The 12473-nt window shown below is 45.4% G+C and carries 12 protein-coding genes and 1 riboswitch; of the genes, 11 read left to right on the forward strand and 1 reads right to left on the reverse strand.

All coding sequences use genetic code 11. The features are described 5' to 3' along the window. Nucleotides 1-337 precede the first annotated feature (337 nt). The 3 genes from scpC (AC4EG4_RS10155) to scpC (AC4EG4_RS10165) all read left to right on the forward strand — a co-directional run bounded on the left by scpC (AC4EG4_RS10155) (nt 338) and on the right by scpC (AC4EG4_RS10165) (nt 4694). Nucleotides 338-1864, forward strand: coding sequence for a succinyl-CoA:acetate CoA-transferase ScpC (gene scpC / locus AC4EG4_RS10155; protein WP_490977086.1), 1527 nt, complete (start codon nt 338-340; stop codon nt 1862-1864). A gap of 74 nt (nt 1865-1938) precedes the next feature. Next, complete coding sequence (locus tag AC4EG4_RS10160) at nt 1939-2583, forward strand: LytTR family DNA-binding domain-containing protein (RefSeq protein ID WP_490977087.1); 645 nt, start codon at nt 1939-1941, stop codon at nt 2581-2583. Nucleotides 2584-3179: 596 nt separating this feature from the next. Beyond that, nucleotides 3180-4694, forward strand: a complete 1515-nt coding sequence (gene scpC, locus AC4EG4_RS10165; protein WP_490987739.1) for a succinyl-CoA:acetate CoA-transferase ScpC — start codon at nt 3180-3182, stop codon at nt 4692-4694. Between the two features lie 193 nt (nt 4695-4887). Here scpC (AC4EG4_RS10165) and AC4EG4_RS10170 read toward each other — a convergent pair whose 3' ends face one another. Further along, nucleotides 4888-5358 (reverse strand): VOC family protein, encoded by a 471-nt coding sequence (locus AC4EG4_RS10170; RefSeq protein WP_490977089.1) that lies wholly within the window; start codon nt 5356-5358, stop codon nt 4888-4890. Between the two features lie 156 nt (nt 5359-5514). Here AC4EG4_RS10170 and rlmN point away from each other — a divergent pair, with 156 nt between their 5' ends. The 8 genes from rlmN (at nt 5515) to AC4EG4_RS10210 (ending at nt 12384) form a co-directional block, all read left to right on the forward strand. After that, nucleotides 5515-6588, forward strand: a complete 1074-nt coding sequence (rlmN, locus tag AC4EG4_RS10175; protein WP_142826765.1) for a dual-specificity RNA methyltransferase RlmN — start codon at nt 5515-5517, stop codon at nt 6586-6588. Nucleotides 6589-6725: 137 nt separating this feature from the next. Beyond that, the gene (locus AC4EG4_RS10180; protein WP_490987740.1) at nt 6726-7850 is read left to right on the forward strand and encodes an ABC transporter ATP-binding protein; all 1125 of its coding nucleotides are present in this window, start codon (nt 6726-6728) and stop codon (nt 7848-7850) included. Between the two features lie 21 nt (nt 7851-7871). Beyond that, nucleotides 7872-7975: riboswitch (TPP riboswitch) on the forward strand. 85 nt (nt 7976-8060) lie between these two features. Next, nucleotides 8061-8744: a thiaminase II gene (gene tenA / locus AC4EG4_RS10185; protein ID WP_490977091.1), complete on the forward strand. Its 684-nt coding sequence runs from the start codon at nt 8061-8063 to the stop codon at nt 8742-8744. Between the two features lies 1 nt (nt 8745). Beyond that, a complete protein-coding gene (thiM, locus tag AC4EG4_RS10190; RefSeq protein WP_490977092.1) occupies nt 8746-9531 on the forward strand; it encodes a hydroxyethylthiazole kinase in 786 nt (261 codons plus the stop codon). Continuing rightward, nucleotides 9528-10373: a bifunctional hydroxymethylpyrimidine kinase/phosphomethylpyrimidine kinase gene (gene thiD / locus AC4EG4_RS10195; RefSeq protein WP_490987741.1), complete on the forward strand. Its 846-nt coding sequence runs from the start codon at nt 9528-9530 to the stop codon at nt 10371-10373. Before thiM ends, thiD begins: the two co-directional genes overlap by 4 nt. Nucleotides 10374-10392: 19 nt before the next feature. Continuing rightward, nucleotides 10393-11010: a thiamine phosphate synthase gene (gene thiE / locus AC4EG4_RS10200; protein WP_490987802.1), complete on the forward strand. Its 618-nt coding sequence runs from the start codon at nt 10393-10395 to the stop codon at nt 11008-11010. Further along, nucleotides 11007-11489 carry an energy coupling factor transporter S component ThiW gene (gene thiW / locus AC4EG4_RS10205; protein WP_490987742.1) on the forward strand — a complete coding sequence of 161 codons (483 nt, stop codon included), beginning with the start codon at nt 11007-11009 and terminating at the stop codon, nt 11487-11489. Before thiE ends, thiW begins: the two co-directional genes overlap by 4 nt. 94 nt (nt 11490-11583) lie before the next feature. After that, complete coding sequence (locus AC4EG4_RS10210) at nt 11584-12384, forward strand: YkuS family protein (RefSeq protein ID WP_490977095.1); 801 nt, start codon at nt 11584-11586, stop codon at nt 12382-12384. Nucleotides 12385-12473 lie beyond the last annotated feature (89 nt).

The raw sequence follows: 12473 nt of genomic DNA on the forward strand, positions 1-12473 counted from the left end.
TTCTTCTATAATATGTATCCGAATTTATTTTCTTCAGCTTTTCTATATTATTTGAGCAAAAACCTCTTGTCAACGGAACAGACTTGATATATTTTCCAACTTTTGGTTGTTAATTAGGTGCATGAACCCAGCAACAAAATTGGGGGAAATGAAAAACCTTTTTGATTGCAAGAAAAATGGTTTGGACTAGTGAATAACTGTCTTAGATTGTTGCAGGGATGTGAAAGGAAGAGGATAAAAGCGGCTATTCCAGAGTCGCGTCAATTTTGGAGCAAAGCGGAATAAGATATAATAAATGTACAGGCTAACAAACTAGAGCCTCCGAAAGGTGATAAAGGTGGAAAATAAACTTCATCGTATTAAAGCCATTGAATTACAGAACCGGGTCGTCTCCGCTGACGAAGCGGCGTCTTGGATCAAAGACGGAATGACACTTGGATTAAGCGGATTTACACGTGCGGGAGATGCTAAAGCAATTCCATATGCATTGGTTCGCCGTGCGGAAACAGAACAGTTTAAAGTGAATGTATTTACAGGCGCTTCTTTAGGCTCAGATGTGGATAAATTGATGGCTGAAGCCGGAATCGTCCACAAGCGTTTGCCATTCCAGGCAGAACCGGCTATGCGCAAAAAAATTAACAGTGGCGATATGCTATTTGTTGACCATCACTTGTCTCAGACGGCAGAATGGGTTCGGGCAGGCGTCACTGAACCGATTGATTTTGCTGTGATCGAGGCTTTGGAGATCACTGAAGACGGGATGATCATCCCAACGACTTCAGTCGGAAATTCTTCAGTTTTCGTCACGCACGCCAAAAACGTTATAATCGAAATTAATCTTGCGCAGCCCCAGTTGTTTAGAGGAGTACACGATATTTATGAACCTGGAAAGCAAGGACAGCGGTCACCAATCCCGTTGACACGTGTCAATGACCGCATCGGGACCATCGGAATACCGGTCGATCCAGAGAAAGTCAGAGGAATCGTCTTTACCTCGCAGGAGGATTCCCCTTCGACAATCCAGCAGCCGGATGCTGAAACTGAAGTGATAGCTGATCATTTATTGAGTTTCTTGCGTTCGGAAGTAGCATCTGGGCGGTTGACCAATCAGCTTGCTCCGCTGCAATCGGGAATTGGTTCAGTAGCGAACGCAGTTTTACACGGACTCGTCGATTCGGAATTTCATGATTTGGAAGTATATTCAGAAGTGCTCCAGGATGCCGTTTTCGATTTGATTGATGCCGGGAAAGTGAAGTTCGCTTCTGCATCTTCCATTACCTTGTCGAAAGAAAGAATGAAAAAAGTATTCGGCAACTTTCAAGAATACCGCGACAAAATCATCTTGCGCCCACAGGAAATCACCAACCACCCTGGCTTGGTTCGCCGGCTCGGCCTGATTTCCATTAACACGGCATTGGAATTTGATATTTACGGCAATGTGAATTCCACCCATGTGTCCGGCACTAAAATGATGAATGGAATCGGCGGTTCTGGAGATTTTGCCCGAAATGCACGGTTGTCGATCTTCGTTACCAAATCGATTGCCAAAGATGGGATCATCTCCAGTATCGTGCCATTTGCTTCGCATGTGGACCATACCGAACATGATGTCGATATCGTTGTGACCGAACAGGGGTATGCAGATTTGCGTGGACTTGCTCCACGTGAGCGCGTCGAGTTAATTATTGAAAACTGTATGCATCCGATGTACCGCGACCAAATGCGACGCTATTATGATGAAGCTTTGCTGCGCGGCGGCCAAACACCGCATGTGCTCGAAAAAGCTTTTTCCTGGCATACTAACTTGGCGAATAACGGCACGATGCAGCTAAAAGAAGAAAGTACTCAAACCAGTCCTGCTTAAAGGGCTGGTTTTTCTAATGAAAGAAAAGCTTTTCATGTATAATTGAAACATTGAGTTGAAGCAGGAGGGTTATCATGGAAAGTTTTACATTGGGTTCACTGCTAAATGTCATGGGGGAACTGTTCTCCGATGAAATTTCGATTGCTGTGACAAACACGAAAGAGTATATTTATTACCGCCCAAGCAAGCGAGTGGATTTAAAAATTAAGGCAGGGGATCCGGTAAAGCCCGGAACCATTGCCCACAAAGCGTTAACAGCAAATCAGAAAACATCGGAATTTATCAATCGGGAACTTTTTGGCGTTCCTTATCATGGCATGGCGGTGCCATTTGACCATGAGGGTGAATTGCAAGGATGTGTTATGGCAATCTACCCCGCATTCACGGAAGGGAAGTCGGTGGTCACTGTGAAAAGTCCGGATGGCTGGAAGCCGATTCCTTTTGCTGAAGTGAAGTACTTGGAAGTAAAAGACCGCAAAACCCACGTTCACGCAGGAGGCTACTCAGGAACAAATAAAAACTCTCTACAGGAATTTGAATTTTTGTTGCCGCGAGAATCGTTTATCCGGTGTCACCGCTCATTTATTGTCAACGTCAATCATATAGAAGAAATCTACCCCGATACACACTCAACATTCGTACTGGCCATGAACAACGGAGAACGAATCCCTGTCAGCCAATCCTATTCAAGTTATTTTAGAAAACTTTTAGGGTTCTAAAGAAAAGCGAAAGCGGCCATCTAGCTCTGCCGGGCATAAGACAGACCAGCGGCGTGGCGTTTTTTGCCACAGAGCTGGGTTGGCTTATGACCCAAAGAGCTGGCCGCTGAAGTCTAGACAATGAAGAAAAGCGAAAGCGCCCGTGTAGATTCGACGGGCGTAAGACGCGCTGGCGAAGCGGCATGTTTTCAGCCGCACAGCCAGAGTGGGTTACGACCCTAGAATCTGGGCGCTGGAGTCTAGACAACAAAGAAAAGCGAAAGCGGCCATGTAGCTCTGCCGGGCATAAGACGCATTAATCAAGCGGCGATAAGTCGCAACAAGCGCTGAAAGATGCGCTTTTTTGTGTTTTTTTCAAAAAAATGCTGCTTGAGAGGGTCTTTTCTCTGCTTCGCGGATGTAAACGCTTTTCCGCTCTGTAAAACTCAATTCCGAAATAGAATAAGTTAAAATTATCTAATAATTAAAAGATGATAGATGATGAGCAATCTCACCCTTTTTAAGCAGAATGTGATTTTCTATTGAGCAATCATTCATGAAAACGCTTTATTAATAAAGGTGAACTGCCAAACTAACTTCGGAAGAGAGTGATAAAGATGGAAAAGAAACTTGAACGCATTAAAGCGAAACAGTTGCAGAATCGTGTAACGACACCAGAAGAAGCAGCTTCATGGATAGAGGACGGCATGACACTTGGGCTTAGCGGATTTACACGTGCCGGAGATGTGAAAGCGGTCCCTTTCGCATTGGTGCAACGTGCGGAAAATGAAAGTTTTAAAGTAAATGTGTTTACAGGCGCTTCTTTAGGGTCAGATATCGACCGGTTATTTGCAGAAGCCGGAATCGTCAACAAACGTTTGCCATTTCAGGCTGAACCGGCTATGCGAAATAAAATCAACTCTGGCGAAATGCTGTTTGTGGATCACCACTTATCGCATACGGCAGAATGGATTCGTACGGGCGTCACTGAAGAAATTGATTTTGCGATTGTAGAAGCTTTGTCTATCACAGAAGATGGCATGATCATTCCAACAACTTCTGTCGGAAACTCAGCTATTTTTGCCAAACATGCTAAAAACATCATTGTTGAAATCAATCTGTCTCAGCCTGAACTATTTGAAGGCCTGCATGACATCTATGACACGGGTAAACAAGGTGAACGTTCACCGATTCCATTAACGGCAGTTGATCAGCGCATCGGCACCATCGGAATTCCAATTGACATGGAAAAAGTCAGAGGGATTGTATTTACTGAACAATTGGATTCACCTTCGAATATCGTACCGCCGGATGAAGAAACAAAAATCATGGCAGATCACCTGCTTGAATTTTTACGTTCAGAAATTAGTGCTGGGCGGTTGACCGAGAAATTGGCTCCGTTGCAATCAGGCATTGGATCTGTCGCGAATGCAGTATTGCACGGCATGGTCGATTCAGAATTTAAAGATTTAGAAGTGTACTCGGAAGTGCTGCAAGACTCTGTCTTTGATTTGATTGATGCCGGAAAAGTGAATTTTGCATCTTGCTGCTCAATCACTTTATCCGAACCAAAAATGAAGCAGGTTTTCAGTGAATTTGAAAACTACCGCAACAAAATCATTATGCGCCCACAGGAAATTTCCAATCACCCTGAAATCATTCGTCGACTCGGCTTGATTTCAATCAATACGGCTTTGGAATTCGATATGTACGGCAATGTAAACTCGACGCATGTATCCGGCACAAAAATGATGAATGGCATCGGCGGTTCCGGTGATTTTGCACGAAATGCACGTCTGGCAATTTTCGTTACGAAATCGATTGCTAAAGGCGGCAATATTTCGAGTGTAGTCCCGTTTGTTTCCCATGTTGACCACACTGAACACGACGTAGATGTAGTCGTAACCGAGCAGGGCTACGCAGACCTTCGTGGACTGGCACCGCGTGAGCGCGTAGAAGTCATCCTGGCAAACTGTGTTCACCCAACGTACCGCGCGCAACTTCGTGAATACTACGATGAAGCTTTAACACGCGGCGGCCAAACACCGCATGTGTTGGAAAAAGCTTTCTCATGGCATGCAGACTTGGCTAAAAACGGCACAATGCTCCAGAAAAAAGAACAACTGGTCTAAAGAAAAGCGGAAGCGCCTGTGTAAGCTCTGCCGGGCATAAGACAGCCCAGCGAAGTGGCATGTTTTCAGCCGCACAGCTGGGTGGGCTTATGACCCAAAGAGCTGGGCGCTGGAGTCTGGACAATCAAGAAAAGCGAAAATACTATATAAGTCAAAAACCAGGCTGCCTTTTTCAGGCTGCCTGGTTTTTCAATTACCGATTTCCATAAACCTCAGAGGTGCTGCGTGTGTACAGTTCAATGATATGGCCGAAAGGATCCTCGGTATAAACTAGGTAATGAGGCTTTCCTTTATTGATGTTCCATATCTTGCTTCGCTGTTTGCCGCCGTGTTGAACCGCTTTTTCGATTGTATCGATCAAGTCATCGACAATCAGGCAAATATGCATGAATCCAGCATGTGGTGCATAGTGTTCAGCGTGATATGTAGGATCCTGAAATTCAAAAAGTTCAATGCCGACACCACTCGAAGACATCAAATGAACATTGCGCATTTTTTTCAGTGCATCGCCTTGAAGATTTAAAGTCATCGCTTCTGGATTATCATCTGCCGCATCAAAATTGAATGGACCTGCTAAGACGTAGAAGCCGAGGACTTTTTTATACCATTCAATGGCTTTGTCCAAGTCCGGGACGGCGAGCCCCACATGGGTGATAGCGCTCATAACAACCACTCCTTTCTACCTTTCTCTACCCGCAAGAATAACAAATTAAGCAAAAAGTAAAGTTAGACTTTTCTGTCTAAACAAAAATAGTTGTTGTCAAGCGTTATTTTTAGTATTATAATAAGCAATTGTGAAATTTGAAATGAGGGTACTAAAATGAAAAATTCCATCTATGGGTTAACGATAGATCAGTTAAAAGAATGGTTTTTAGAGAACGGCCAGAAAAAGTACCGTGCCGAGCAGGTATGGGACTGGTTGTATATTAAACGCGTCACGGAATTTGCAGAAATGAACAATCTTTCGAAGGACTGCATCCAGTTGCTCGAAGACAACTTTGCCATCCGGACATTGAAAGAAACCGTCAAACAGGAATCAGCGGACGGAACAATCAAGTTCCTTTTCCAAATGCAGGATGGCAACTTGATTGAAACAGTATTGATGCGTTTCAAATACGGGAATTCAGTTTGTGTCACGACACAAGTCGGCTGTAACATCGGCTGCAGTTTTTGCGCCAGCGGACTTTTGAAAAAGAGCCGTGATTTAAACGCGGGCGAAATTGTTGAGCAAATCATGCAAGTACAAGCACATTTTGATACTCAGCAAAAAGAAGAGCGCGTCAGCCATATCGTAGTAATGGGTATTGGCGAACCGTTTGATAACTACACGAACTTGATGGGCTTCCTGAACATCGTCAACTCGCAAAAAGGCTTAGCTATTGGAGCTCGCCACATCACGGTTTCGACAAGTGGTATTGTACCGAAAATTTATGACTATGCGGACGAAGGGTTGCAAGTGAATTTAGCTATTTCGATTCATGCCCCAACCAACGAATTGCGTACACGCATCATGAAAATCAACAAAGCGTACCCAATCGAGAAACTGATGGCATCAATTGATTACTATTTGGAAAAATCCAACCGCCGCATCACATTTGAATACATTTTATTACGCGACGTCAACGACCATGTGGAAGAAGCAAATCAATTGGCGAAATTGCTGGAAGACAAGCGTCATCTATCATACGTCAACTTGATCCCTTACAACTCAGTTGATGAACACGATCAGTATCAGCAAAGCACTCCAGAAGCCATTACGGCTTTCTACGACGCTTTGAAGAAAAAAGGCATCAATTGCGGCGTTCGCCACGAACAAGGCGCCGACATCGACGCAGCTTGCGGCCAATTGCGAAGCAAGCAAATCAAAAAAGAGAAAAAAGTGGCTACCGTTTAATAGAATGGAAAAAAGCGTTCCTGAGGTTTTCAGGAACGCTTTTTTGTTTTTCGTCCTTTAGATCTTTTTGGGTTGTTTGTAATTTACAGATAATTGTCTATAATTAAGACAACAAAGATACAAAAGGAGAATGCGAAATGGCAGAGATCAGAATTGAAAAACTGGGGAAACGATATGATAAAGGTGCTCTTGCTGTATCGGATTTTAATCTCCACATTCAAAATGAAGAATTTATTGTTTTTGTGGGGCCCTCTGGATGCGGGAAGTCTACCACTCTCCGGATGATTGCTGGGTTGGAGGAAATCACAGAAGGTGAATTGTACATAGATGACAAGCTGATGAATGAGGTTGAACCGAAAAATCGGGACATTGCAATGGTTTTTCAGAACTATGCCCTATACCCGCATATGACGGTATTTGAAAATATCGCTTTTGGCTTGAAGCTGCGAAAAGTGAAGAAATCCGAGATTAAGCGGCTTGTCGAAGAGGCTGCAGCGATACTCGGATTAGAAGATTACCTGGATAGAAGACCCAAAGTCTTATCAGGAGGGCAGCGCCAGCGTGTCGCGTTAGGACGTGCCATCGTGCGGGACGCAAATGTTTTCCTGATGGATGAGCCGCTGTCCAACTTGGATGCCAAGCTGCGCGTGCAAATGCGGGCGGAAATTGTCAAGTTGCACAGAAGGCTGAAAACAACCACTATTTATGTGACACATGACCAAACAGAAGCCATGACGATGGCTACCCGTATCGTCATCATGAAAGACGGGTTGATTCAGCAGGTCGGTTCGCCAAAAGAAGTCTATGATTTTCCGGAAACCCGCTTTGTGGGTGGTTTTATCGGCTCTCCTGCCATGAACTTCTTTGAGGGAAAAATCGATCAAGGTACTTATATAATGGGCGACAAAGTACTGGATATCCCGGCACCGATAATGGCCACGCTGAAGAGTGAAGGCTACGAAGGCAAGTCGGTGACGTTGGGAATCCGTCCAGAGCATATTCACGTCAACAATGAAGATTTGTCAGGTATTCCGGCAAGTGAGTTTGAAGCGGTTATTACGGTTGCTGAATTGACAGGGGCTGAAACCATTCTGCACGCGGTATACGCGGAGCAGGAATTTATTGCACGTGTTGAAGCTGCGACCACCATTGAGCCCGGAGATACCGCTACGCTTGCATTTGATATGGCCCATGCCCATTTCTTTGATGAAGAAACGGGAAATCGCATAAAAGCTATAGAATTATCAGAAACTATGATATAGTAATTTCGAAAACTTAAATAAAAACACCACTAGGGGAGCCGGATATCGGCTGAGACGAGCATAAGCTCGGACCCTTTGAACCTGATCTGGATCATACCAGCGGAGGGAAGTGGCGACCGTCTGCTATTTCCTTTATCGACTGCATACGCCGCTTCCCTTTACTGGGAAGCGGCGTTTTTATTTTGTCCAAAAAGAAAGGGAGATGGGAATATGACATTTTGTAAAGAAGCGAGAAAAGAATGCAACAGTCTGTGGCAGGCAAGCTTTGATCATCCATTCGTCAAAGGAATTGAAGATGGGACATTGCCGATCGATGTTTTTCGTTTTTATGTAATGCAGGACGCTTATTATTTATCGCATTTTGCCAAAGTGCAGGCCCTGGGAGCATCCAAAGCAACAGATTTAGAAACCACCCAGCGTTTTGCCGTTCATTCTGCGCATACGTGCAGTGCCGAAATGGCGCTCCACGAATCATTCATGGAGCTGCTTGAAGTCACAGAAGCAGACTGGACTGCCTTTGAGCCTTCGCCGTCTGCTTATGCTTACGTATCGCATATGTACCGTGCGTCGGCTGGTGACTTGGCCGATGTGCTGGCCGCTATTTTGCCCTGCTATTGGCTTTACTACGAGATTGGGGAACGCCTGAAGAACGCCAAGCCAGATCATCCGATTTATGACCGGTGGATTGAAACATATGGCTCCGAGGAATTTGGGGCGCTTGTCAATGAACAGATTGCCCGCATGGATCAATTGGCGGAAGGACTGCCGGAAGAACGCCGAAAAGAGTTGAAAAGCCATTTCCACAAGAGCAGTTATTACGAGTGGAACTTTTGGGACCAGGCATGGCGAAAAGAATGCTGGTCTATAGATGCTAGTGAAAAGGCAGGTGTATAAAATGATTCATCAGATCAAAAGAAAAACCCCGATTATCCACTGTATCACCAATCATGTGGTATCCAATTTTCAAGCGAACGGCTTACTGGCCATTGGTGCTTCGCCGATCATGGGAGAGGCACCGGAAGAAGCCGCAGAGCTCGCTGCTTTGTCGCAAGCCTTGTCATTGAACATCGGAACGCTGCATGCAGAGTCGCTGAAAAGCATGTTGATTGCTGGGGCGACTGCTAATCGGCTTGGAATTCCAGTAGTGCTGGATCCAGTGGGGGCAGGAGCGAGCCTCTTTCGGAAAGAGACTGTCCGCAAAATTTTGGATGCAGTTGACGTCAGCGTCCTTCGCTGCAATGCAGGAGAGCTTGCAGCTATAGCAGGTGAACAGTGGCAGTCCAAAGGAGTAGATGCCGGAGAGGGGCTTCTAGACGTCAGAGAACTGGCCATCTCGACTGCAAAAAAACTGGGCTTGCTGGTCGCAGTTACAGGAAAGACGGATGTTGTTACTGATGGAAAATCAACAGAAGAAATCCCTTTCGGCGACCCGATCATGGCTTCCATCACAGGAACGGGTTGCTTATTGAGCAGTGTGGTTGCTGCAGGAATGGCCGTTGAATCTGAAGATCCTTTGAAAACAGTTAGCCGCATGCTGCAGTTTTATGCAATTGCCGGTGAACGGGCTGCTAAACTTGCGGCACTTCCAGGTGATTTTCAGCTGGCTTTTATCAATCAGCTGGCCACCTTGACCGACGATAAAGTAAAAGAACAAATCTATTTGCAGGAGGGAAGGCTATGACTAAGATTCCGCAAACTTTGACGATTGCTGGATCTGATTCAGGTGGGGGTGCGGGGATCCAGGCTGATCTGAAAACCTTTCAAGAGCTGGGTGTTTATGGAACTTCTGTCATCACGGCAGTGACCGCACAAAATACAACAGGTGTCGCTGCTATTTATCCGATGTCCAAGGAAGCGGTGCGCGAACAGCTAAAAGCAGTGGGCAGCGATTTTGAAATTGCGGCGTTAAAAACAGGCATGTTGTTTGATCCTGGAATTATAAAAGAAACGGCTGCTGCCATCCGGCAGTTTAGTTGGCATAAGCTAGTTGTAGATCCGGTCATGATTGCCAAGGGAGGTGCCAGTTTATTGCAGCAGGAGGCGGTGGAAGCACTTAAAGTTCATCTATTGCCGTTGGCGTTTCTGGTTACCCCAAACATTCCAGAGGCGCAGGCACTGACAGGGATCTCCATTACAGACCCTGCCAGCAGGCACCTGGCAGCACAGCAGATTTTGTCCATGGGTGCAGAGGCAGTTGTTATTAAAGGTGGACACGGTAGGGATCCAAAGTACGCAGAAGATTATTTCCTGCATGCCAATGGGGAATCGGTGCTGTATCGTTCTACCCGCATTGCAACGGTGCAGACGCATGGTACTGGCTGTACATTTGCCGCAGCTTTGACCGCGGAACTCGCTAAAGGCCAAGAACTGCCGGAAGCAATTTTCACTGCAAAACAATTTATCCAAGCAGCGCTTAGGGTGCCACTAAATATTGGAGCTGGCCACGGACCAACTAATCACGCTGCATATAAAGCAGCGATAGCAAGCCACGAAGGAGTGGAAAGCATTGAAGTTTTCCGATAAAGCAGCAATTTATTTTATAATGGGATCAAAGAATTCGGGAATACGAAATCCTCTTAAAGTATTGGAGGAGGCATTGGAAGGGGGCATTAGCTACTTTCAGCTGCGTGAAAAAGGGGAAGGCGCTTTAACAGGTACCGATTTGCTTGAATTTGCTTCGAGCTGCCAGCAATTATGCCGCGGCTATGGTGTCCCGTTTATCGTAAATGACCTTGTCGATCTGGCATTGCAAATCGATGCTGATGGTGTTCACATTGGACAGGATGACGCAGAAGCTGGGCAGGTCCGACAAAAGATTGGGAAAGAAAAGATTTTAGGTGTCTCTGTCCACTCGATAAAAGAAGCTCAATTAGCTGCAGAAGCCGGCGCAGACTATATTGGAATGGGTCCGATTTTCGGTACTACTTCAAAAGCGGATGCAAAAAGGCCAGCTGGCGTTAAAGAAATTCAGGCGGTTGCAACAGCGTTTCCGTTATTGCCAATTGTGGGCATCGGGGGCATCAAGCCTGAAAATGTGCCACAAGTATGGGAGGCAGGCGTTGCGGGAGTTGCCGTTATTTCTGCAATCTCAGAAGCACAGGATATTGCACAGCAGATTGCCGCGCTGCAGCCCCAAAGCAAAGTAGGTGACGGGAAATGAACACGAAAAAACTAGTTATTATGGCAATGTTCGTTGCCATTGGAGTAGCAGGCTCTGCTTTTGTTTATTTTCCTGCGGGTGTTGCCCGTGCCTATCCTCTTCAGCATGCGATCAACGTACTGGCAGCAGTTTTTTTTGGACCGGGTCCGGCTGTGATGGTCGCTTTTTTGACAGGAGTCGTTAGAGTGCTTACAGGAACCGGCTCTCTTTTAGCTTTTCCTGGGGGAATGATTGGGGCTTTACTTGCGGGAATCCTGTACGCTAGATTCGGCAAAGTCTGGTTTGCTGCTGTAGGAGAAGTTTTAGGAACTGGGATCATTGCCTCATTAGTGGCCGTTCCTTATGCGCGGCTTTTTCTTGGGACAGAGTTTGGAGCGCTATTTTTTGTCCCTCCATTTTTCATCTCCAGTCTGGCTGGGGCCATATTAGGAACGGTCGTGGCAGCCCGTCTCGCAAGAGTGGAAACCTTAAAAGCATAACAAAAAATTACGGAATTTTCTGGAAGGTGTTTATAAATTCTTAATTGCGGGGAAACAGTGCAATATAGACTTTTAAAAAGGGAGTGGACAGAATATGGTAAAAATTGCAGTTGAACATCCATTTACGTCAGTACGCGAAGCTTTAGAGAAAAAAGGGTATCAAGCAGATATGCTGGAAGAAAAATCAGATTCTACGGATTATGACGTCATCGTCGTGCGCGATCAGGCAGATTTGGCTGATTACCACATGAGCGTTTCACTTGTTGAAGCTAAAGGCCGTACATTATATGAAATCGTAGAAGAAGTAGAAGAACGTCTTGTACGCGGCGGTAAAATTCAAGCGCCACAGCCTACAGAAGCTGAACGCAAAGACCATCACAGCGGTGGAGGCGGCGGATTCTTGGCCGGTGCAGCGACTGGTGCAGTAATCGGTGCAGCAGCCGGGCTTTTGTTCGCACCAAAGAGCGGCAAAGAGCTTCAAGAGATCGTCAAAGAAAAAGCAGCCAGTGTCAAAGAGCATGACGATGACAGCTCTGGTGGAGCAATGGATCAAGTAAAAGAAAAAGCTAATCAGCTGAAGGACAAAACTAGCGGCATTACAGATAAAGCCAAAGATAAAGCTGATGAATTAAAAGCGAAACGTGTAGAAAAGCAAGAAGAAAAAGAAATCAAGAAACAAGAAAAAGTGATCGAAAAAGAAGTAAAAGAGCAAGAAAAAGCTGAAAAAGAACATGAAAAAGCTGAAAAAGCAATTGAGAAAGAAATCAAAAAAGCCGATAAAGAAGCTGAAAAAGAAAAAGGCGGCATCGAAGTTGTTGAATTGGGTGACGCATCTGTCGAAAAAGACAGCACTGGCAGCGTAACGGTTAAAGCTGAAGATAAAAACAAAAAGTAATATAGTATAAAAAAGGTGTCTGCCGTGTATTTGGCAGACACCTTTTTGTATCGGAAGCAAACTTCACTGCAGTATGCCAGTCAGAGCTA

The organism is Planococcus sp. TJ-201, assembly GCF_058268495.1.